Below are 21,212 nucleotides of genomic sequence, written 5' to 3' on the forward strand. Positions count from 1 at the left end.
CCAACAGGAAGAAGGAATGAATAGAAACCTCCTAATTGTTGAAGATGATGAGGGCTTACAAAGCCAGCTTCGTTGGTGCTTTGACGGCTTTGACGTAACCATCTGTGCGAATCGCTCCGACGCTATCGCAGCGGTGCGCAGGGTACAGCCGGGCGTTGTGCTGTTAGACCTTGGGCTTCCTCCGGACCCAGGCGGGGTTACCGAGGGCTTTGCAACCCTTTCTGAGGTTCTTTCGCTGATTCCCGAATGCAAAGTTATCGTCGTAACAGGGGATAATGATCGCGGTAATGCGGTTAAAGCGATCGCTCAAGGCGCTTACGACTTCTACCAAAAACCTGCTGACCCCGAAATTCTGACCTTAATGGTTGAAAGGGCTTACCGAGTTTACGAGCTGGAGCTTGAGAATAAGAAGCTTCACAAAGGGTCACAAACAATGCCTCTTGACGGCGTCATCGCAGCTAGCGATGCAATGCTCAAGGTTTGTCGCACAGTCGAAAAAGTGGCGCCATCCGATATTACTACGCTATTACTGGGTGCAAGTGGCACGGGTAAAGAGGTATTTGCTCAAGCCATACACAACATGAGCCCTCGCGCTAATGAAAAAATGATCGCCATCAACTGCGCCGCGATACCAGATAACCTGCTCGAAAGTGAACTATTTGGTCACGAAAAAGGTGCGTTTACCGGCGCGACCAAACAAACGATTGGCAAGATCGAAATGGCAAACGGAGGCACCCTGTTTCTGGACGAGATAGGCGATCTACCGTTCGAGCTACAAGCAAAGCTGCTCCGTTTCTTGCAAGAACGGGTCATCGAGCGCGTCGGCGGGCGTAAAGAGATCCCTATCGATGTGCGCATTGTGTGCGCGACGCACCAAGATATAACTAAGCATATCGAAGAGGGCCGCTTCCGAGAGGATTTGTACTATCGGATAAGCGAAATCACTATCAACATTCCTGCTCTGAAGGATCGTGATGGTGATCCTCTCCTGCTGGCCAAAGCTTTCCTAACCCGCTTTTGCCAAGAGTATAAGAAAGTTATCAAGGGCTTTGACTCGAACGCAATTGCAGCTATTGAAGCCTACTCATGGCCAGGTAATGTTCGAGAGATCGAAAGCCGCATTAAAAGAGCGGTTATCATGGCAGATGGCAACATGATTACTCTGGAAGATCTTGAGCTTAATATCGATTCAGACGAGGAAGCGCCGCCACTTAACCTGAAGCAAATTCGCGAGGAAGCAGAGAAGAAAGCGATTAGACGCGCGCTTAATCACACGAACGCCAGCATTTCCGAAGCGGCTAAGATGCTAGGTATTACGCGCCCAACCCTCTATAGCATGTTAGAAAAGTACGATATGAAATAACCTGCAAGCCGCCCTAGGGCGGCTTTTTTATTGCTGACAAGTATTAACGAGATCCTTTCTTAAAGAGCACAACCTCGACGGTTTGTATCAAGATATAGATATCTAAAAAGATACTGTGATTCTTAACGTAGTACAGGTCATACTGCAACTTCTGGATTGAGTCCTCGTCAGATGCACCATACGGGTAGCAAAGCTGCGCCCACCCCGTGACACCGGGGCTCAAGCGATGACGCTCACGGTAGAGTGAGTTAATTTCACCTAAGTGCTCCACAAACTCCGGACGCTCAGGGCGAGGACCAACTAAGCTCATATCACCCACGAAGACATTCCAGAGCTGAGGAAGCTCATCTAAACGATATTTACGGATGAAATGCCCGACACGTGTCACACGCGGATCATTATCTACCGCCCATTGAGCTTTACCACTGGCCTCAGCATCTGTGCGCATGCTGCGGAACTTAATAACATCGAACACATGACCATGACGCCCCACACGCTTTTGTCGATATAGGATAGGCCCCTTGAAACCACTTTCGATATAGATCGCAAGCGCTGTTAAAAGCATAAAAGGAGCAAACACCAATAAGAGAACAAAGCTAACCAACCAATCTAGCGCTCGTTTTTTAAAGGCACGCAAAGCATCTGGCGCAAAGCCTTTCGCAAACACCAACCAACCGGGATAGAGAAGGCTCAGCAGAATAATACCGCGCTCACGCTCAAAGAAATCGAGCATATCTACGATATCAATACCACTCATGCGACAATCTAGAAGGTCCTCAACCGGTAGCTTTTGACGACGATCATCCAGCGCAATCACGATCTCATCCACACGATTGGCGATTGCAAAGTCACGAATCGAACCCTTTATTTTAAGGATACGATCTTGATCAACCTCACGTTGCGTTGATTCATCCAAGCAAACGAAACCCAGCAAATTAACAGCACGCATATCTGACTTGCGACGCAAACGATCAATCGAGGATGCACGTTGGCCCACGCCGATAACGATGACACGTTTACGCAACATATGGCCATCAACAAATGCATAGAAAAGCCCACGTACAATCGCGACAACAGCCAAAGACCCAAGCGACGTTAAGCCTAAACTACCAGCGGTGAGCGTTGTTTGCGGAAAGATAAAACCAACACAAGCACAAAGAACCATGCCAAATAGGATCGCCACAACAATTCGCGACGCAATACCGTTAAAGCTCTGTCGCTGGCGCGTATCATAGAGACCCATTGCCGCCAAACTAAAAGAGAATGCCGCAACAGGCATAACAGCACTCAGTAAGAGCCAAAGAAACGACCCTGACGCATCGACGGCCGCTGAACCCGCATTGACTGAGTAGCTAACCGCACTAATCAATCCAAACTCGATCAATGCCAAAAGTACAAACTGGGCGTGAACAAAGTGGCCAAACAAACGAAACTTACCGTGACAAAAGCGCATTCGAGCTTTTGGAACCTCTCTTTCCGAACCTGCTTGGTGTACGTTCAAGTCATTCATTTGATTACTACAAAGTCCTAAATCCGCTTTTTCCATCAGAAAACCTTTTTGCTTACCGCTGCTTAGAGAGAGTCAACACAGCTATTTGCAACTCCTTGCACATATGTCTCACGTTACTGAGAAAACTGTGGCACGAATATACACGACGAAAACTGCATTTCAATGACCAACAATCGCTAACATGAGACCCATTTGAAACGGCCGTATGAAACAAAGCACCCCAATTTCACGTAAAATTCGCGGCACACATCACATTTATTTAACCGTCTGTGCACAGTAACAATAACCAATTAACCTACGCTTAAACTTTGGAGCAGTAACCTACAGCTTAGCTTAAGAACTTAACCACTGCTCATAACCTTATCTAGTGAGTTACGCTGGAACAAAATGAGCATATGAATAAAGCGCCTAAACTCACGCGCACAAACAAGAAGCGCGTATGATAGGCAACAAGCATCAAACAACCTGAAATCGAGTTCGTCCATCGAGCCAACCAAGGAAGATTTACTATGCGTTTGCTACCACAGCACTTTTTTACACGTAAGTCGCTACCCCTTTTTATCGCCGCAGGCTTGGCACTATCTGGGTGTGGGGACCCACAAAAGAGCGTTGAAGAGTACGTATCTAGCGCCGAATCCAGCTGCCAAAAAGAAGATTTAAAAACCTGTGAAATCGAGCTAAAAAACGCGCTTCAGCAAACGCCGGACCACTCAAAAGCACGCTTCCTGCTAGGTAAGCTCTATTACGATATTGGTAACTATCAAGGCGCAGCGAAAGAGTTTCGTCACGCACTCGCAGGCGCAGCCACAGAGTTGGATGTCTATCCGCTTTTCGCCAAAGCGATGCTAAAAAGTGATGATGCAGAGACACTACTGAGTAAGTCAGAAGTAGGCGCTACTGATACGCCAGAGCTCCAGGCACTTAAACAAGCATTCTCGGCATCTGCGCAGTTGCAGCTAGGCAAACGTGCAGAAGCGGAAGCCACGCTGGCAAAGGTGCTCACCAATGCTAACCCTCCTGTACAAGCACGTATTCTCGAAGCACGCATCGCGGCTAGTAAAGGCCAGTTAGATCAAGCCATTACACTATTAGATAACATCCTAGCATCTGAACCAAACAACATAGACGCACTCTTCCTCAAAGCCGAGGTTTTTAAAGATAAAAGCGATGTGGCACAGCTAGAGAGCAGTTACCAAGCCGCAGTTGATGCGATTAAACTTGAGAAAAGTTTTCAGCGCTTCCTTGCATTGCGCGGTCTGGCGCATGCTCAAATTTTGGCAAGTAAAGCAGACGCAGCCAGAACTACCGTCGAAACTATCGAATCCAGCTTCTTCAAACGCCTGTTAAAAGATGACCCGCAACTTATCTATGTACAAACATTGCTGGCATACGACAAAAAAGACTTTACCAGCGCAAAAGAGCTGGGCGAGCGTCTATTAGGCAATACCGAACAATTCCCTGCGGTGCTCTTACTTTTAGGCACAATCAATACACAGCAAGGGAATCTCGAGCAGGGTGAGTCACAGCTTGCTCAATTCAGCCAAAAGTACCCAAATCACGAGCCATCACGAAAACTGCTGAGCTATATCCACTTGCAGAAGCAAAACCCTCAGCAAGCACTGGATACACTGAAGCCATCTATCAATGACAGCTCCGACCTGCCCACATTGAAGCTCATCGCTAATGCAGCACTGCAAACAGGCGATACAAAAGCGAGTAAGCAGTACTTTGAGAAAGCACTAGGCAAAGCGCCCGATGACTCCAGCCTACGATTGGGGTTGATTCGCTCCTTTATTTTTGAAGAGAATTACGATGAAGCGATTGAAGAACTCAATGAGCTTGCCAAAGATGAAGCTAACCGCCTGTTCGCCAACCTTTCTATCGTTCGTGTTTACATAAAATCCAAAGACTACGATAACGCACTTGCGACACTAGAAACCTTAAGTGAAGAAGAGAAAGCTCACCCGCTTGTCGATACCATGAAAGGCACCATTTTGCTGATGCAGAATGACAAGCCTGCCGGTAAAGAAGCCCTATTAGCAGCGCTGGAAAAAGAAGCCAATTACGTACCTGCGTTGCGTCAACTCGCCATTGTTGCAGCACAAGAGGAAGACACAGAGCAAGCGCAAGCCTATTTCCAGCAGGCGCTAGACAACAGCCCATCAGAAACGAAAATTGCTGAAGAGTTCGCGGGATATCTAACCTACCTCAATAAAGATGAGGAATCCCTAGAGGTACTGAAGAAAGCGCAAGAGGCCACACCTTCAGAAGATGTGGCACTGCAGATCGCGTTCCGCCATCTTGAAAACAAACAACCGCTGAAGGCCTTCTCTGCACTAACACCCTACAAAGACAGTGGTAGCGCAGAAGTACACGTGTTCTTGGGTCACTCTTACATGCAGCAAGAAGAGTATACGCAAGCGCTTGATGCCTATAAAAAAGCAGAAACCTTCAAGCCTAAGTCTGCGTTCATACACTACCTAAAAGCAGCACCGCTGCGCTCCCTCGAGCGGGTAGATGAGGCACGCGACTCACTACAAAAGTCTTTAGAACTTAACCCAGATGCCGTGCCAACGATTCTTGCACTGGGTCAGCTTGAGGCGATGCAGGGTAACTTCGACTACGCCATCAAAGCACTGAGCGGCGCGATCAAACGCGATCCAAATAATGCTCAGTTAATTGGTATCACTGCAGCGATCGTTGCGAAAAGCGGTAATCGTGAAGAGGCACAAAAACTGTACCTCAAGTCGTTTGATTTGTTACCAACAGCGGCGCTTGCAGAGCAGATTGCCGCTAACTACTTGCAATCCAATACACCAGAGCAAGCGGCGCCCTTCCTCGAGCGGGCAACCAATAAAATTACTGACAGCGCCCGTTTGCACAATTTACTGGCGAGCATTTACATAGATCAGGGAGAACAAAACAAGGCGATCGATCAGTTTGAGAAAGCTGTCAGCGCCGATGAATCCGATGCACGCGCATTGAATAACCTCGCTTGGCTGATAAAAGAGTCAGACACAGAACGCGCTTACGGCTACGCGCAAAAAGCGTTGCAATTAGATCCAGAGAATAGCGCAATTAAAGATACGGTTATGCGTATCGAGGCCCTGCGTTAAAGTACAACAGCGAGAGGGAGGGGTTGTACAATCCCTCTCTCTGCTTGTTTTTAGAAGGCATCAGCGCTATGGATTTTCGATGCCATGAACCTCTTTCCAATTGCCTGGCTGAACGGCATAAAAGATAAACGCGTTATCACCCTCATACTGAAGCTCCGTGCCATCTGGAAGCCACAAAACATCGCCTTTTTCACCCACCAGTAGACCATCTTTGGTAAGTACCTTGAAGGTGCCCTCTAATACCACCACAACCTCGTCGTAAAGCAGCGTCCAAGCGATTTGGCAGTTTCGCCCTGAAGTCGATATCCGAATTTTAGCCGTGGACTCACATGCAAACATCCGCAATGACGAGTTTGATCTCGCGCTCTTCTATTGCCGAACGCTGCCCTCAAACCTCATCGCGACACCGCTATTTAGTGAGTCGGTATTCCCCGTTTGCAGCCCAGCTTACTTGACCAAGAACCCACATATTGCCAACCCAGAGCGCCTCGCTGAAAGCACGCTGCTATCCCTAGAAGTGAGAGAGGATTGGTTAAGTTGGAATGACTGGTTTATCAATTGCGATCTAAAACCACCCAGTGAGAATGCTAAACGGATTAAGATCAACAACTACCCACTCGTTATTCAGTCGGCTCTCAATGGCCAGGGGCTTGCGTTAGCATGGGCTCATCTTGTGGATGACTACCTAGCGAGTGACCTTCTAGTACGTCCCGTTGATAAGGCACTCACTACTGAGTCCCAGTTCTATATGCTTGAGCCACCAGAATCACCACGTCCGAAAGTCGGCGTCGAGCTAGTACGCGATTGGTTAGCTAATCAGGTTGAGGGGCAAGTATAGAAGCGATCTCGATAGCTCAGCTCTTGCTGCTAAGCAGGAGCTAATCCTGAGAGTGAAAGGTAACGAGCTATAGACAAACAGGCAATAAAAAAGCCGACAAAAACTTGTCGGCTTTTTTATAAAATCTGGTAGCGGGGGCTGGATTTGAACCAACGACCTTCGGGTTATGAGCCCGACGAGCTACCAAGCTGCTCCACCCCGCATCAATGCTAACAATCTGATTTTAAACCTAAATTTTGGTAGCGGGGGCTGGATTTGAACCAACGACCTTCGGGTTATGAGCCCGACGAGCTACCAAGCTGCTCCACCCCGCATCAAATTGTGGTGCATATATTACGGGAGCATTTTCGTAATTGCAAGACATAAAATTAATTATCGTCCTTACGTTTCGTAGCCTCACGTATATCGCGCCGCTGCAACGCCATAACCAATTTATTCAATACCGTCTCGTCACGTGCCGACAGCGCTTCAAATACTCCGCTTACCATATCATCCTGATGCCGCACTATACGCAGCTCACACGCCACTCGGTATCGGCGCCCGACACTAATAAGCAGCTCAATAGGGTATGACGGCTGCTTTGTCTCGCCGGCATAACGAAACGCAACCCCCTTCACAGAAAGGTCAATAATCTCCATCTCTCGGCCAGCGACAAGCAGTTTAATGGGGTCGTTAGGCATAGGCTTGACCCGATAGTTTTGTCGCGGATGGTTTGCATCCTCTTCAAACTCTATTACCGGTTTCATTATTTCTGCGACTTCTCCAGTACAAATTCAATTCGACGATTATCGGCACGCTGCTCTGGGGTGTTATTAGGACCGATTGGCAGCGAATCACCATAGCCAGTTGCAGTAAGACGCTCAGGGTCGATACCGCCGCGAACCATATAACGCAAAACGGTGGTAGCGCGCACCGCTGATAATTCCCAATTAGATGGGAACTGAGCGGTCTCGATCGGCACATCATCGGTATGGCCTTGAATATCCACTCGAAACTCTGGGTTCTCCTCGAGACGGTCAAGCAAGCCATCGAGTATCGGCATCATCTGACGGTTGAACGCAGCGTCGCCTGAGTTAAACAGTACAGAGCCTTTGACGCGCACACGTATCTTGCCATCCTTCGGCTCGCCGACTTCAACCACATCTTTAACACCCATCGTCGAGAAAACATCTTTCAGGCTGTTAGACATATATTCGAGCTCTTGAGTTCGCTCGCTATCTTCAGGCACTTCAGGTGCACGGGGTTTTTCGTCTTCCAGAATGATGGGCTCGGGCTGGATCTGAAGCTGCTGACTGTCATCCTCTAACGCTTCAGGCAGCTCAGTCGCAGGGGCTCGCAGCTCTTCGGGCAACGGAATGATACTGCCGCCCGTGCTGGTGTTAATAGCCAGTTGAAATGACCGGACAGTGCTCGCGAAGCGCTCCTTCTCCACCGTCGACATCGAGAACAACAACACAAAAAAGACGAGCAATAAGGTCATCAAATCAGCGAACGTAGTGATCCAGCCATTACTTTCTTCGCTATCGACGATCTTGCGCGAACTCATTTTACATCCTTCGCCTTATCACCGCCGGTGATCGGTTTACGGGCAGCTTCAGGCAGATAAGCCGATAACTGCTCATAAACATGGGCGTAATGGTCATTCGTTAGGATACTGATACAGCCTTCGCGGATGATCTCTAGGTTAGTCACTTCCATCAATGTCCGTGCCTTTAGCTTTCCGGCAATGGGCAGAAAAACCATGGTTGCCAAAAGGGAGCCATAAAATGTGGTCAGCAAGGCCACCGCCATCGCAGGTCCAATGGCTTCAGGATTATCAAGTTCGCTAAGCATCTGTATAAGACCAATCAGCGTACCCAACATACCAAATGCCGGTGCATAAGCGGCCATCTTACGAAACACCTCTTGAACCGAAAAATGGCGCGCCATTAAAGAGTCGATTTCGTTTTGTAGCGTATTACGGATAACCTGCTCAGATGCCGCTTCAGAGAGTAAATTACAGGCACGGCGCAATACGGCCGAATCGGTTTTCACATCGCCTAGCTTAAGCAACCCATGACGATGGCTGATACGGCTCAGCTTGATCATGGTGTCGATCATTTCAGAGGAGTTGGTTTTATCGCGGGTAAACACAATGTACGCAGCACGAAACGCGTTCAGAACATCTTTAAATTGTACTGTCAGCAATGTCGCTGCCATCGTGCCACCGACAACGATCATCACACCGGGCACATTAACGAAGACATCTGCATTACCGCCGATAAATATCGCGGAGATGATCAACGCTAAGCCCGAGATAATTCCGAGCAGGGAGGCAAAATCCATCTAATCAGATACTCCAAACAACCGATTAAAAATCACAGACTTGAGTATAACAGCTGTTCAAGAGACCATAGCGAGATGAAGACACTTTCGCAGAAATATTTTATCGGCCTCGCCCAGTGGCACCATCCCGAGTGGTATCCAGATCTTGCGGATAAGCGGGCCGCACTCCCCCGTTATGCTGAACACTTTTCAAGCGTGGAAGGAAACAACACCTTTTATGGCCTACCAGCACCAAGTACTTTGCAACAATGGCATGAAGAAACACCAAGCACCTTCCGATTCTGCCTAAAGTTTCCCAAACGCATCACCCACGAACTCAAGCTGCGCCACTGTGATGAAGAGGTGCAAAACTTCTTGGTACACGCTGCGCAACTCAAAGAGAAAGTGGGCATTCTTTGGCTACAAATGAGCCACCAGTTCGCACCGTCAGACCTTCCTTCGCTGGCAAAATTACTGTCTCAGCTCCCACAAGAGTTCTCCTATGGGATTGAAGTTCGACATTTGAATTTCTTTAACAAGAGCGAGGAGGAGCGCGCTTTTAATCGCTTGCTACTTGATCGGGGTATCAACCGGGTTGCATTTGATACCCGCACACTATTCGCACACCCAATGCCTGATGCCGTAACACAGGAAGCACTGCGCGCGAAACCTCGTGTTCCGCTTCATGTGATAGCCACAGGCCAGCATCCCATGGTGCGTTTTATCACACCACTGGATTATCAGCTCGCCTCCTCAGCACTCGACCAATGGGTGAATAAAGCGAAAGCATGGATTGAGGAAGGAAGAACACCTTACTTTTTCTTCCATACACCCAACAATGAACGTGCGCCTCAGTTGGCGATCAAATTTGCTCAACGCCTAGCGGAACTCGATCCGACATGTGCGTCTCTAAAGCCGTGGACGACACCTCAGCCGGAGCTCTTTTAATGCAGTTTATTTACGTCTTAGATCCAATGTGCAGTTGGTGCTGGGCATTTCAGCGCTCATTTTCCGATCTAACAGCGCAATATCCCGAGACACCCACCCAATACTTGCTGGGCGGCCTAGCACCGGATACGGATGAACCGATGCCCAGTGAGTTGCGCACCAAGCTGCAGGATATTTGGCGCCATATCGAAGCTAAAACAGGCACACCTTTCAACCACGCATTCTGGCAAAACAATACACCAAGACGCAGTACGTGGCGTGCATGTAGGGCGGTCATTCTGGCAGAAGATGTTGGTACTTCATCTGCTGAAATGGTTGCTGCCATTCAGCAGGCCTACTACACCCAAGCACTCAACCCATCAGACCGCTCCACGTTGGTCGATATCTGCCGCAAGCTTGGAGGAGACGCCGGGCTGTTCAGTCAAAAGCTTGATGATCCTGAGACACAAGAAGCGCTTAATCAACATCGTCAGCTTGCGAGCCAGCTTGGCGCTGAAGGGTTCCCCGCGTTGCTGTTAGCCATCGAGGATAAAGTTTACCCGATTACATACGGCTACACCGATGGCGCAGCACTCATCACTCGGACCCGCCAAATAATAAGTGAAGCCTCACTCAAAAAGTAGAAAAACACCGGAGTAGCGCCTAAAAAGCGGGCAAAAAAAAGCGGAGCTTATGCTCCGCTTTCTCATCTCATCAGCGATTAGCCACGCACAACAGAGACATCTTCTGCTTGCAAACCTTTATCGCCCTGACGCGCATTAAAGCGCACCTTTTGTCCTTCATTTAACGAACGATGGCCACGGCCACGGATATTGCGGAAGTGAACAAATACATCGTCACCATTTTCACGGGTAATAAAACCAAACCCTTTTGAGACGTTAAACCACTTCACCGTTCCTTGCTCGCGATCATCGTTTTCATCATCTTCTGCTTGCTCAGCGCCAGCGCTGTAATCACGTGCAGCAACGGGTGCTGACTTACCTGCAGCAGCGATCAAGGTACAAACCAATACAACAACGAATACGGTGATGATCGACATAGCGCCCAATTCAATTTGAGCTGAAGATGTTGCATTCAACAACAACGGAACTAAAACGGACGCGATAACACTAACAATCACACTACGAACTATCTGATTACCACTCATCTATCTATCTCTTGTCTTATTCATTACTATTATTTTAGATCGTGTAACTAAATCAAAGCACGATAATCTGTCAGATATACATAAGAAAACTCAAACATTCAATAGGTTATATCTTATTCCTGACACTCATTGACGACAATATCGGCTGATATTAACGCAAGTCATTAGAACAACGGATATTCGCTTTATGACATCAGAAGAACAGATAGCTAATTTGGAAGCCCGCGTGGCCTTTCAAGAGGAAGCTATCGACCAGCTTAGCAACGCGATGGCCAAACAAGATCGCATTATTTTGGACCTACAACAGGCGCTGCGCTTAATGAATGATCAACTGAAAAAATTAAGCGAGCCGATGCAGGAAGTATCGGCAGATGAACCGCCACCACCGCACTACTAACAGGCTACCTATGTTGTTCTCGTCTTGGCTCAAAAAGCCGCTGCTTCGTATGCTGGTGAACACGAATGTGCAGGGTCAGCACCATCTGAAACAGAGTAACCAAACCCTCTACATTCTGGAAACCGGCCGAACCTCACATCAGCTGTTATTAAAACGCTGTATGAAAGATGCGGGGTTTGAGCGCCCACTTCCGCTGATTCTAACCGCTAGCCACCACCATGGTAATGAGTCGCGCCAACGCCTTGAGGCACAGATTGAGCGGCTTAGCTTCTTGGCGGATGATCAGGATATCGAGGTGGTACCCGTCTCTGTTTTCCATGGCCGTATGCCAAGACGCGAAACCTCTCTGTTTAACTTATTATCAGGCGAGCATTGGAACACAGCAAATCCTCTGCGCCGCGCCTTGCAAGTGCTGGTCAACGGCCGCGATACGTTAGTTCAAGTGGGGCGTCCTCTCTCGCTAAAAGCCTTGGTGCAAAGCCACCCTGATCAACCTTCTGGTGTCTATGCGCATAAGGCACTGCGGCTTATTCAGACCTATTTTCACCGCCGCCGCAAGGCGATATTGGGGCCTGCGCTGCTTAATCGCTCCGCCCAGTTGAGCCTCATCTTGAAAGACCCAGACGTCAAAGCGCAAATTCACGCACTGGCCGCACAAGAGCACGCACCCTACTCCGATATCGAGCAGCAAGCCTATCGAGAGCTAGATAAGATTGCCGCCAACTTCAGCCCTGCCACTGCGCGGATACTCTCGTACTTTCTGGGCCTTTTTTGGACCAAGGTTTATCGTCGTGTGCATGTCACAGGTATCGACAAGGTGCAAGAGGCGTCTATCGACAGCCAAGTTGTTTACTTACCCTGTCACCGCAGCCATATGGACTATGTCATTTTATCTTGGAACCTCTATCAACATGGTTTGATGATTCCCCATATTGCTGCTGGCGATAACCTCAACGCGCCCATCCTCGGCTCTATTTTAAAGCGCGGTGGTGCCGTATTTATGCGTCGCAGCTTCCGCGGTGACAAGCTATACGCAACGCTCTTTAAAAGTTACCTGCGCCATATGGCCGCGCGCGGTCATGCGCTGGAGTATTTTTTAGAGGGCGGGCGCAGCCGCACTGGCCGCTTGTTATCAGCGAAAGCCGGTTTGCTCACTATGACCATCGAGAACTACCTGCGTGATTCGAGTAAACCGGTCACGCTCGTGCCTGTTTGGATCAGCTACGACAAACTGGTTGAGAGCAAGAGCTATCAAAAAGAGCTTGATGGCGGCAAAAAGGCCAAAGAGTCTTTGTGGGGGCTGCTGGTGACACTCAAGTCTTTCACACGCCAATTTGGCGATGCGGCACTATCGTTTGGCGAACCTATCCCCTTGACGCTCCCCTCCACCCTGGATGACAACCTAGCCGATCAAGCCAAGCAGATGGCACCCAAGATCGCCACTGAGGTACTCACCAAGATCAACGCCGCAGCATACGTGAACCAGACTGCGCTGATCGCTACGCTACTACTTGGCTCGCCACAACTGCGTATCGAAAAGCAGCACGCGCATCAGGCATTACATATGTTGAAAGCGCTGCTGCAGGATCTACCCAATCCACCAGCTGATATCGCAGCCGGAGAACCCGAGCGGTGGCTTAAAAAAGCACTGCAGCGTGACCAAGTAAGCATGGACGAGGAACACTACTGCCTCACTGCTCACCAAGCTCGCGAGATGACGTTTTATCGCAACCAGCTTCACCATATGTTGCTATTACCGAGCATCTATCTCCTTTTGGCCAAGCGTTACGCGAAGCCCCGCTTGCAGACACTCCCTGTGTTAATACGGCCGCTATTTCAATTGATGCAACGTGAGCTGTTTCTCCCGTGGCAAGCACAGGATCTGCCGGAAGTTTTCCGCCGGACACGACAGGCACTAGAGGCGCAGGCGTGTATCTCCCATGATAAAAACGGTGCGGTTACGCTCTCAGACAATCCTTTGAGCATCGTGCTCATGCAAACCGCCGAGCCTGTTTTACTGCGTTACTTCATCGTCCTTCGTGTGCTTCAACATAACAGCGCAATGCTGCGGGAAGAGCTCTTGCAAGAGAGTCAACGCATTGCGGCTGAACTACATCACCTATTTGGGTTTAACTCACCTGAGTACAGCGATATGCGAACCTTAGATAGCTTTGTTGAGACTCTCCTTGAACAAGGTGCACTCGGCAGCCAAGATGGGCTGATCTCAGCGCAATTTGACACTGAAAAACTACTGCAGCGTGCAAAGCAGATACTTAATCAACAAGCTGTGAGCTCTATCGAATCTCACCTTTCGCCTAAGTGATACAGGCTATGGCTGGAGCATTCTCCAGCCATAGCGCTAGCCTCAAACGTTTGGATTTATTTGCCGATAGCTGACAATATCCGCGATCGTTAAAATCGGCAGTGCGTGCTTATTGGCAAAGGTTTGCGCGTCGGACAAGCGCGCCATCGTCCCATCAGGATTCATAAGCTCACACAACACACCTGCCGGTGATAAGCCCGCCAACCTGACAAGATCGATGGTGGCCTCAGTGTGACCACGGCGCCCTAACACACCCTCATCATGGGCTCTCAACGGAAAAATATGCCCAGGCCTAGCAAGATCCTCAGCACATGCCCCAAGTGCGGTTGCTGCTCGAATCGTAGTGACGCGATCAGCCGCAGAGACGCCCGTCGTTACTCCCTCACGTGCTTCAATACTGACCGTAAAACCGGTCTGATTTTGGCTTGTGTTGTTTTCTACCATTGGCGGCAAAGCCAGATGATCAGCCGCAACACCCGACAAACAGAGACAAACGATACCGCTGCCATCGCGGATCATCATCGCCATCTGGGACTCAGTTAAGTGCTGGGCAGAAAAAATAAGATCAGCTTCGTTTTCACGGTCTTCATCATCGAGCACGATGACTCCACCGCCGGTTTTAAGCTGTTCGAGGGCTAACTCCATACGCTCGAGTGGCGTACTATCAAGATTGCTTGGGTTTAAACTTAACATCTGATTCATGGTATGACTCCTAGGTTTACCTGAATCAGGGCGTCAGAAGATACTGTATGCGACGCACACAGCGATACGGGCGTGTCAGCCCCGCTTTCACAGGCCGCACACCGAAACGTATTCTCTCCCATCCGGACTATAACCGTCGGCACTGGATTCTCACCAGTTCTGCTGGACCCTTAAGCGTTAGCTTAAGGCGCTCGCGGGCTTGGCAGACACACGGTGTGCGCTACTTTACCGCCGGTGGGGAATTTCACCCCGCCCTGAGAATAAATAAATGAATATGCTCAAATTGAGCGAGCCTACATTAGCACATCGTGCTAGCAGGAGGATAGAAACGAATCAGAGCACCTTCTCAAGTGCGGCGAGTGTGTAGATGTCATAACGGCTCGACTTGCCCTCGACCTGGTAGGTCGGTTGAGTCTCATGTTCAATGGTTGGCGCCTTACGTGGCCGTTTAACGACAACCCGGGCTTTCGCAAACTCAAGGGCTGCATCGAGAAGCTGGCTAGCATCGTCATCGGCACCTACCACATCTCGGAACAAACGCATCTCTTTTTTCACTTGAGCGCTTTTGTCCGAGTGAGGAAACATAGGGTCAAGATATACGACAGCCGTCTGTGTAGCCTGCTGTTGAGCCATAAGCTGCGCCGCATTACCGTGCAGTAACGATAGCCTTTCAACAATATCAGCAATTTCGCTTTCCTGCTGCGCACGATATAAACCATCCGCTAACAGCGTATGCACAATGGGGGAGCGTTCCACCATCGTCACGTCGCAGCCGAGTGTTGCGAGCACAAAACTATCTTTACCGAGCCCTGCGGTTGCATCGAGTATTGTGGGGCGCACACCACTTTTAATTCCCACCGCTTTAGCAATCATCTGGCCACTACCGCCACCAAACTTGCGCCGATGTGCCACTGCACCGCTAACAAAGTCAGCCCAAACAGGCCCGGGCGCTTTCTTTCCCGTCTGTTGTAGCTGCACACCATCGTCGGTGCAGTACAACAAAAGTGGCCATTCACAAAACTTCAGTTGACCAACCACACCGACACAATCGAGTTGCAACTGTTCTGCTAAACGCTCGGCATGGGGAGCATGATAAGGAGATGATGCAGCCACGACAGGCTGCATCGTAAGTGTTTGTTCGTTCATTTAGATGGCTGGGACCATAAAGTAGACACAGAGCAACAGTATACCCAACGCGAAGCGATAAATAACGAACGGCAACATACCCACCTGATCGAGCCACTTCAAAAACAGGTGAATACAGGCCAATGCACTCACGCCAGACAACACAACGCCACCGGCAACAAATTCCCACTGCGCGGGCGTCGCGGTTTGCACTAACTCCAATGCTTTGTAAGCACCTGCAGCTGAAATAGCAGGGATCGAGAGCAAGAACGAGAAACGCGCAGCCGACTGCCGATCAAAGCCCAGCATTAATCCGGCGGACATTGTAATTCCCGAGCGAGAAGTGCCGGGAATCAAAGCAATAGCTTGCGCCACGCCAATCAGCATCGCTTCTTTAAAGGTGATTGCGCTGAGCGCTTTAACCTCGGTACGTTTCGCATCCGCCCACCAAAGCACCGCGCCAAAGATAATGGTCGTCCCCGCGATCACTAGCATTGAGCGGCCGTAGTGGTCGATGATGTCATTCATCAGGAAACCGAAGACCATCGCTGGAACGGTCGCGAAGATAACGAGCCAAGCGATATTACCATCAATACTTTTTTGGCCACGAAACGAGGCAAAAAACGCGCATAGCATACGTGCTACGTCATCGCGAAAGTAAAACACGACCGCCGCTAACGAGCCGACATGTACGCCCACATCAAACGCTAAACCTTGATCTTCCCAGCCCAATAACTGAGAGGGCAAAATCAAGTGTGCCGAGCTCGATATCGGCAGAAACTCTGTCAGCCCCTGAATTAACGCCAGAACGACAGTCTGGATCCAATCCATCTATTGTTGATCCTTCTTTTTCCAAGCCACTTCATCACGCAGGTAAACAGGCAGGGCATCTTCAGGGGCAACCATATCGCCCTTTTCAAATGCCGCCGCAGCCAAGCTAGCCATGCTCCCTGCTCGCGGATAGCATTCTACGTCTGGCTCGTTAACTGCGGACTGAATAGCTGCGCTCATATCCTCTAAATAACGCCATCCACTGCCCGCTGCGTGCCAAACATGCTCATCCGGTAGCGCAACATTGGCTGGGGCATCAACCCGCTCTTGATCAACCAGCACAGGCAAACCTGCATCAAGCCGGAACGCTCCCCAGTACACTTCATCCATACGCGCGTCGAGCGCCGCGATAACCCGCTCATGCCCCTGTTGATGCTGCTGTAGCGCGATCGCGGCTAATGTCGAAACCGGTACTAACGGTAGCTCAGCCGCGAAGGCCAACCCCTGCGCTACGCCTGTCGCGATACGGATCCCCGCGAAGGAACCCGGCCCGCGGCCAAAGGCGATCGCATCCAAGTCAGTAATAGCCAATTCAGCGTCGGCCAGTATCGCTTGCACCATCGGCAGTAGTTGCTGGGTATGTTGGCGCGGGATAACGCGAAAATCCTCTTTCACCTCGCCGTCTAAATAAAGAGCTACGGAACACGCGTCCGTCGAGGTATCGAGCGCTAAAATTTTTGCCATAAGGGAGCAATCCTAAAATCTAATCTATAGAGCGATGGTTAAGACTGTGTGTCATCAATAAGGTTCTGCCCCCAAGGAGGCAATAACGTTTGGTCGATACCGAGCTGCGATAAGATACGCGCAACGATGAAGTCGACCATATCTTCAACGGATTCGGGGCGATGATAAAAGCCTGGGCTAGCCGGCAAAATCACGGCGCCCATACGCGTTAGCTTGAGCATATGCTCAAGATGGATTTCAGAGTACGGTGCTTCGCGGGGTACTAAAATCAGTTGGCGACGCTCCTTTAACGCAACATCGGCCGCCCGTTCAATAAGGTTGTTACTCGCCCCCGTTGCAATCGCTGACAGTGAACCTGTACTGCAGGGGCACACCACCATACGGCTTGGCGCACCGGAGCCAGAGGCCACTGGCGCCATCCATTGCTCTTTCGCAAAGACCCGGATTTGCCCCTCTTTTGCGCCGTAAAGCTGGCTCAAGTGTTGCTCTAACTCGGCACTGCGGGTAGGTAACTCAACATCCGTTTCTGTTGCGGCCACCACATGAGCTGCACGGGATATCATCACCAATATCTGTACATTTGCTGCTACCAAACACTGCATGAGGCGCAAAGCATACTGCACCCCAGAAGCCCCCGTAATCGCTAAGGTTACGCGGTCAGCATAGTTATCCATGCTCACCTCCTAGGGCCTCAATAAGGCGTGAATGGATGCCGCCGAAACCGCCGTTACTCATAATGACCACATGGGATGGCGCAGCTGTTAACTCAGCTATCCGGGCAATTAGCGCATCAATATCGTTGTATACCTGCATATTGTCTTGACCTTCAACCACCTGTTCCAAAGACCAATCTAGCCCAGCGGGCTGGTACCACAGCGTGATATCAGCATCGGCCGCGCTGGCAGCGAGTTTGGCTTGGTGTGAACCTAAGCGCATGGTGTTAGAACGGGGTTCGATCACCGCAATGATGCGCTCATCGCCCACGCGCTTACGCAAACCTTGCAGAGTTGTTTCGATCGCCGTGGGGTGATGCGCAAAGTCGTCGTACACATGAACCCCGTTGATATCTGCCAGTTTTTCCATGCGCCGCTTGACGCCACCGAAACAACACAACGCCTCGATCGCATGGTGGGGTTGTACGCCCACATTACGAGCAGCGATCACCGCCATCAAACCGTTCGCCACGTTGTGTTGGCCGGTAAGCGGCCAGCTCACTTCACCTTGTAGCTCACCGTCATGGTAGATGCGGAAGCGGCTGCCATCAGGCTGGCTCAACTCGGTATACCAATCACCTTGCTCAGCTTCTAACGATGCCCTCACAACAGGTGCCCAAACGCCCTGCTCTAACACATCAGCAACAGCGCTATCATGCGCCGGTACAATGACTTGGCCATTGCTAGGCACCAGGCGGATACCGTGATGAAACTGGCGTTGAATCGCGGCCAAATCGGGGAAGATATCCGCATGGTCGTACTCAAGGTTATTGATAACAAAGGTACGAGGCAGATAATGAACAAATTTGGAGCGTTTATCGAAAAAGGCCGTATCGTATTCGTCTGCTTCGATAACAAAGAAGGGCGAGCCACCCAAACGCGCCGATACTGAAAAGTTCTGGGGCACGCCACCAATCAGATAGCCAGGTTCCATACCCGCATGTTCAAGCACCCATGCGAGCATCGATGCCGTGGTGGTTTTACCATGCGTTCCCGCCACCGCCAGCACCCAACGCTCTTGCAGGACATGTTCGTTAAGCCACTGCGGACCAGAGATATATCTAATCCCCTTATCCAGCACATATTCCACGGCTGGATTACCACGGGACATTGCATTACCCACGATAACCAGATCTGGCTCAGGGTCTAAGTGCTCCGGTAGATAGCCCTCCAACAGCTCAATACCATGGGCCTCCAACTGCGTGCTCATGGGTGGGTATACGTTCGCATCTGAACCCGTCACACGATAACCCAGCTCACGGGCTAAGATCGCCAGCGACCCCATAAATGTTCCACAGATACCCAAGATATGAATATGCACGCCATGCTCCTGTCATTTCGAATGGCGCTAATAATACCGGAAAGCCGCCCATTGAGCATGACGAAAAACAACACCACGACAGATCAGATTTACAACCGCCAGCGAGACAGACAGAATAGCGATCTACCCATGGAAGAGGCGAGTTATGCCAACCACAACCCACACACCCGAGAGCTGGATCGATGCTCTTAAAGTTTATCTGCACCCACGCGCCATCACTCTGCTCTTTTTCGGTTTCTCTTCAGGGCTTCCGCTCTTGTTGGTATTTGGCACACTCTCGTTTTGGCTACGAGAGGCGGGCGTAGAGCGCAGCCTGATCACCTACTTTTCTTGGGTTGGATTAGCGTACGGCTTCAAGTGGATCTGGGCACCGCTCATTGATCAATTGGCGTTACCCATACTCACCCCCTTACTGGGGCGGCGGCGCAGTTGGCTAGCATTTTCACAAGTTGCACTGGTTGCCAGTCTCGCAGGGCTCGGCATGGCGGATCCCAACGACGGCTTGCAAACGATGGCGTTGCTCGCCGTTGTCGTGGCATTTAGCTCAGCGACACAAGATATCGTGATCGATGCGTACCGTATCGAGTCCAGTGGCGAGCGCTTGCAAGCGGCGATGGCAGCAACCTATATGGCTGGGTATCGTCTAGCGATGATCGTAGCAGGAGCCGGGGCACTGGCGTTAGCGGCATGGTTCAGCGTCGACGCGAGCAGCTATGACTTAACCGCTTGGCGCTATGCCTATTTCGCAATGGCGGCTTTGATGTCCATTGGTTTGATCACCACACTCGTTGTTGCCGAACCTCCTGCGCCAACAAAAGATGACAGTTTAGAAGCCCAGCGCCAACATATCGTGGCTGCGAGTCAACAGTATGCTCATCTGCCTGTGCCTATTGCTCGTTTTGTGGGCTGGGCCTATATCGCGGTGATCTGCCCTTTTGCCGATTTCATTAAACGCTATGGGAAGCAGGCGCTCATCATCCTAGCGCTGATCGGTACCTACCGCATCTCAGATGTGATCTTGGGGATTATCGCGAACGTCTTCTATGTGGACATGGGATTTCAAAAGCAGGATATCGCGCAGATTATTAAGATCTACGGCGTCATTATGACGATTATTGGCGCAGCACTGGGTGGCGTGCTAGTGAACCGGATGGGCGTGATACGCGTGCTCTTTATCGGCGCATTACTCGTAGCGGCCACAAACGGTTTATTTGCTTGGCTTGCATCATTAGGCCCTGACACCCGTGCACTCACCTTAGTTATCTCGCTGGATAACTTAGCCGGAGGGATTGCAACGGCAGCCTTCGTAGCGTATCTCTCAAGCCTAACGAACATTCAATATTCAGCCACTCAGTATGCGCTGTTTAGCTCGGTTATGTTGCTATTTCCGAAATTTATCGGCGGCTTCTCTGGCGGGTTTGTTGATAACTTTGGCTATCAACCCTTCTTCCTGGGCGTGGCTCTACTAGGTTTGCCTATCGCAATTCTCGTGGTCTTGGCGGGTAGAGTCGAACAAAAAAATAAATGATAATTATTATCATTTACGAATGAGTCTCAATTTGATACTCTCACCTTAACAATAAGGAGAGCGAAACTATGTGTTATCAAATTGATGCATGGCTAGAACGGCCTGACCCTTACCTTCAAGTCGTCCATAAGGAGCGGAAAATTCCCGTTATTCAATGGCGGGGGCGTACTGTCAAGGAGATGATTGCAGACGGGCTGCTGTGCCCGAGTGATTTTTCCGATAGCAATGTGAATCAGCAGGAGCTACTCAAGGAGCTATTTCTGCTCTCGTGCATGGATGAGTATGCATAACGCGCAGACTAACGATCGATCTTTTTAAAGACAAACAAAAACGGCAGCCGAAGCTGCCGTTTTTCGTTGGTC

At 50.1% G+C, this 21,212-nt stretch carries 21 protein-coding genes, 2 tRNA genes and 1 riboswitch; of the genes, 9 read left to right on the forward strand and 14 right to left on the reverse strand.

Annotation, left to right across the window (positions count from 1 at the left end; genetic code table 11):
* Positions 1 to 16 precede the first annotated feature (16 nt).
* Complete coding sequence (prsR, locus tag E4L36_RS07750; protein WP_127694604.1) at positions 17 to 1,363, forward strand: PEP-CTERM-box response regulator transcription factor; 1,347 nt, start codon at positions 17 to 19, stop codon at positions 1,361 to 1,363.
* Between the two features lie 43 nt (positions 1,364 to 1,406).
* Here the strand turns inward: prsR and E4L36_RS07755 are convergent, their stop codons facing one another.
* On the reverse strand, positions 1,407 to 2,909 hold the full coding sequence (locus tag E4L36_RS07755; RefSeq protein ID WP_136680148.1) for a TIGR03013 family XrtA/PEP-CTERM system glycosyltransferase: 1,503 nt from the start codon (positions 2,907 to 2,909) through the stop codon (positions 1,407 to 1,409).
* A 473-nt stretch (positions 2,910 to 3,382) separates the two neighbouring features.
* On the opposite strand from E4L36_RS07755, the gene prsT reads away from it, so the two are divergent.
* Complete coding sequence (gene prsT, locus E4L36_RS07760; protein WP_136680149.1) at positions 3,383 to 5,989, forward strand: XrtA/PEP-CTERM system TPR-repeat protein PrsT; 2,607 nt, start codon at positions 3,383 to 3,385, stop codon at positions 5,987 to 5,989.
* A 66-nt stretch (positions 5,990 to 6,055) separates the two neighbouring features.
* Here the strand turns inward: prsT and E4L36_RS07765 are convergent, their stop codons facing one another.
* A complete protein-coding gene (locus tag E4L36_RS07765; RefSeq protein ID WP_136680150.1) occupies positions 6,056 to 6,328 on the reverse strand; it encodes a hypothetical protein in 273 nt (90 codons plus the stop codon).
* Between E4L36_RS07765 and E4L36_RS07770 the strand changes: the two genes are divergently transcribed.
* A complete protein-coding gene (locus E4L36_RS07770; protein WP_169051501.1) occupies positions 6,309 to 6,827 on the forward strand; it encodes a LysR substrate-binding domain-containing protein in 519 nt (172 codons plus the stop codon). The genes E4L36_RS07765 and E4L36_RS07770 overlap by 20 nt on opposite strands.
* 126 nt (positions 6,828 to 6,953) lie before the next feature.
* On the opposite strand, the gene E4L36_RS07775 is transcribed toward E4L36_RS07770, so the two are convergent.
* From E4L36_RS07775 to E4L36_RS07795, 5 genes are all read right to left on the reverse strand, one after another.
* Positions 6,954 to 7,030 (reverse strand) — tRNA-Met (locus tag E4L36_RS07775).
* Between the two features lie 34 nt (positions 7,031 to 7,064).
* Positions 7,065 to 7,141, reverse strand: a tRNA-Met gene (locus E4L36_RS07780).
* 54 nt (positions 7,142 to 7,195) lie between these two features.
* Positions 7,196 to 7,573: a PilZ domain-containing protein gene (locus E4L36_RS07785; protein ID WP_136680152.1), complete on the reverse strand. Its 378-nt coding sequence runs from the start codon at positions 7,571 to 7,573 to the stop codon at positions 7,196 to 7,198.
* The gene (locus E4L36_RS07790; RefSeq protein ID WP_127694598.1) at positions 7,573 to 8,373 is read right to left on the reverse strand and encodes an OmpA family protein; all 801 of its coding nucleotides are present in this window, start codon (positions 8,371 to 8,373) and stop codon (positions 7,573 to 7,575) included. The genes E4L36_RS07785 and E4L36_RS07790 overlap by 1 nt, the downstream gene beginning before the upstream one ends.
* Positions 8,370 to 9,152 (reverse strand): MotA/TolQ/ExbB proton channel family protein, encoded by a 783-nt coding sequence (locus E4L36_RS07795; RefSeq protein WP_127694597.1) that lies wholly within the window; start codon positions 9,150 to 9,152, stop codon positions 8,370 to 8,372. Before E4L36_RS07795 ends, E4L36_RS07790 begins: the two co-directional genes overlap by 4 nt.
* Before the next feature lie 75 nt (positions 9,153 to 9,227).
* Between E4L36_RS07795 and E4L36_RS07800 the strand changes: the two genes are divergently transcribed.
* Both E4L36_RS07800 and E4L36_RS07805 read left to right on the forward strand, forming a co-directional pair.
* Complete coding sequence (locus tag E4L36_RS07800; RefSeq protein ID WP_136680153.1) at positions 9,228 to 10,079, forward strand: DUF72 domain-containing protein; 852 nt, start codon at positions 9,228 to 9,230, stop codon at positions 10,077 to 10,079.
* Positions 10,079 to 10,702, forward strand: coding sequence for a DsbA family protein (locus E4L36_RS07805; RefSeq protein ID WP_169051502.1), 624 nt, complete (start codon positions 10,079 to 10,081; stop codon positions 10,700 to 10,702). Before E4L36_RS07800 ends, E4L36_RS07805 begins: the two co-directional genes overlap by 1 nt.
* 77 nt (positions 10,703 to 10,779) lie before the next feature.
* Here the strand turns inward: E4L36_RS07805 and E4L36_RS18065 are convergent, their stop codons facing one another.
* The gene (locus E4L36_RS18065; RefSeq protein WP_136680155.1) at positions 10,780 to 11,226 is read right to left on the reverse strand and encodes a cold shock domain-containing protein; all 447 of its coding nucleotides are present in this window, start codon (positions 11,224 to 11,226) and stop codon (positions 10,780 to 10,782) included.
* Positions 11,227 to 11,413: 187 nt separating this feature from the next.
* On the opposite strand from E4L36_RS18065, the gene E4L36_RS07815 reads away from it, so the two are divergent.
* Together E4L36_RS07815 and plsB are read left to right on the forward strand one after the other, a co-directional pair.
* Positions 11,414 to 11,623, forward strand: coding sequence for a SlyX family protein (locus tag E4L36_RS07815; protein ID WP_136680156.1), 210 nt, complete (start codon positions 11,414 to 11,416; stop codon positions 11,621 to 11,623).
* The gene (plsB, locus tag E4L36_RS07820) at positions 11,598 to 13,946 is read left to right on the forward strand and encodes a glycerol-3-phosphate 1-O-acyltransferase PlsB (protein ID WP_136680157.1); all 2,349 of its coding nucleotides are present in this window, start codon (positions 11,598 to 11,600) and stop codon (positions 13,944 to 13,946) included. Before E4L36_RS07815 ends, plsB begins: the two co-directional genes overlap by 26 nt.
* Positions 13,947 to 13,988: 42 nt before the next feature.
* Here plsB and ribB read toward each other — a convergent pair whose 3' ends face one another.
* The 6 genes from ribB to mpl all read right to left on the reverse strand — a co-directional run bounded on the left by ribB (position 13,989) and on the right by mpl (position 19,322).
* The gene (gene ribB / locus E4L36_RS07825) at positions 13,989 to 14,648 is read right to left on the reverse strand and encodes a 3,4-dihydroxy-2-butanone-4-phosphate synthase (protein WP_136680158.1); all 660 of its coding nucleotides are present in this window, start codon (positions 14,646 to 14,648) and stop codon (positions 13,989 to 13,991) included.
* Positions 14,649 to 14,754: 106 nt separating this feature from the next.
* A riboswitch (FMN riboswitch) is annotated at positions 14,755 to 14,914 on the reverse strand.
* Positions 14,915 to 14,981: 67 nt separating this feature from the next.
* A complete protein-coding gene (locus E4L36_RS07830; protein ID WP_240770691.1) occupies positions 14,982 to 15,794 on the reverse strand; it encodes a class I SAM-dependent methyltransferase in 813 nt (270 codons plus the stop codon).
* Positions 15,795 to 16,604, reverse strand: a complete 810-nt coding sequence (locus tag E4L36_RS07835; protein WP_136680159.1) for an undecaprenyl-diphosphate phosphatase — start codon at positions 16,602 to 16,604, stop codon at positions 15,795 to 15,797.
* Positions 16,605 to 17,288 (reverse strand): tRNA (adenosine(37)-N6)-threonylcarbamoyltransferase complex dimerization subunit type 1 TsaB, encoded by a 684-nt coding sequence (gene tsaB, locus E4L36_RS07840; protein WP_136680160.1) that lies wholly within the window; start codon positions 17,286 to 17,288, stop codon positions 16,605 to 16,607.
* A 38-nt stretch (positions 17,289 to 17,326) separates the two neighbouring features.
* Positions 17,327 to 17,962 (reverse strand): flavin prenyltransferase UbiX, encoded by a 636-nt coding sequence (locus E4L36_RS07845; RefSeq protein ID WP_136680161.1) that lies wholly within the window; start codon positions 17,960 to 17,962, stop codon positions 17,327 to 17,329.
* A complete protein-coding gene (mpl, locus tag E4L36_RS07850; RefSeq protein ID WP_136680162.1) occupies positions 17,955 to 19,322 on the reverse strand; it encodes a UDP-N-acetylmuramate:L-alanyl-gamma-D-glutamyl-meso-diaminopimelate ligase in 1,368 nt (455 codons plus the stop codon). Before mpl ends, E4L36_RS07845 begins: the two co-directional genes overlap by 8 nt.
* A gap of 145 nt (positions 19,323 to 19,467) precedes the next feature.
* On the opposite strand from mpl, the gene E4L36_RS07855 reads away from it, so the two are divergent.
* The gene (locus E4L36_RS07855; RefSeq protein ID WP_136680163.1) at positions 19,468 to 20,850 is read left to right on the forward strand and encodes an MFS transporter; all 1,383 of its coding nucleotides are present in this window, start codon (positions 19,468 to 19,470) and stop codon (positions 20,848 to 20,850) included.
* A gap of 68 nt (positions 20,851 to 20,918) precedes the next feature.
* On the forward strand, positions 20,919 to 21,140 hold the full coding sequence (locus tag E4L36_RS07860) for a hypothetical protein (protein ID WP_127694584.1): 222 nt from the start codon (positions 20,919 to 20,921) through the stop codon (positions 21,138 to 21,140).
* Positions 21,141 to 21,212: the final 72 nt, after the last annotated feature.

Origin of the sequence: Neptunomonas sp. XY-337, from assembly GCF_004959845.1 — a bacterium.
Lineage (GTDB): Bacteria > Pseudomonadota > Gammaproteobacteria > Pseudomonadales > Balneatricaceae > Neptunomonas > Neptunomonas marina.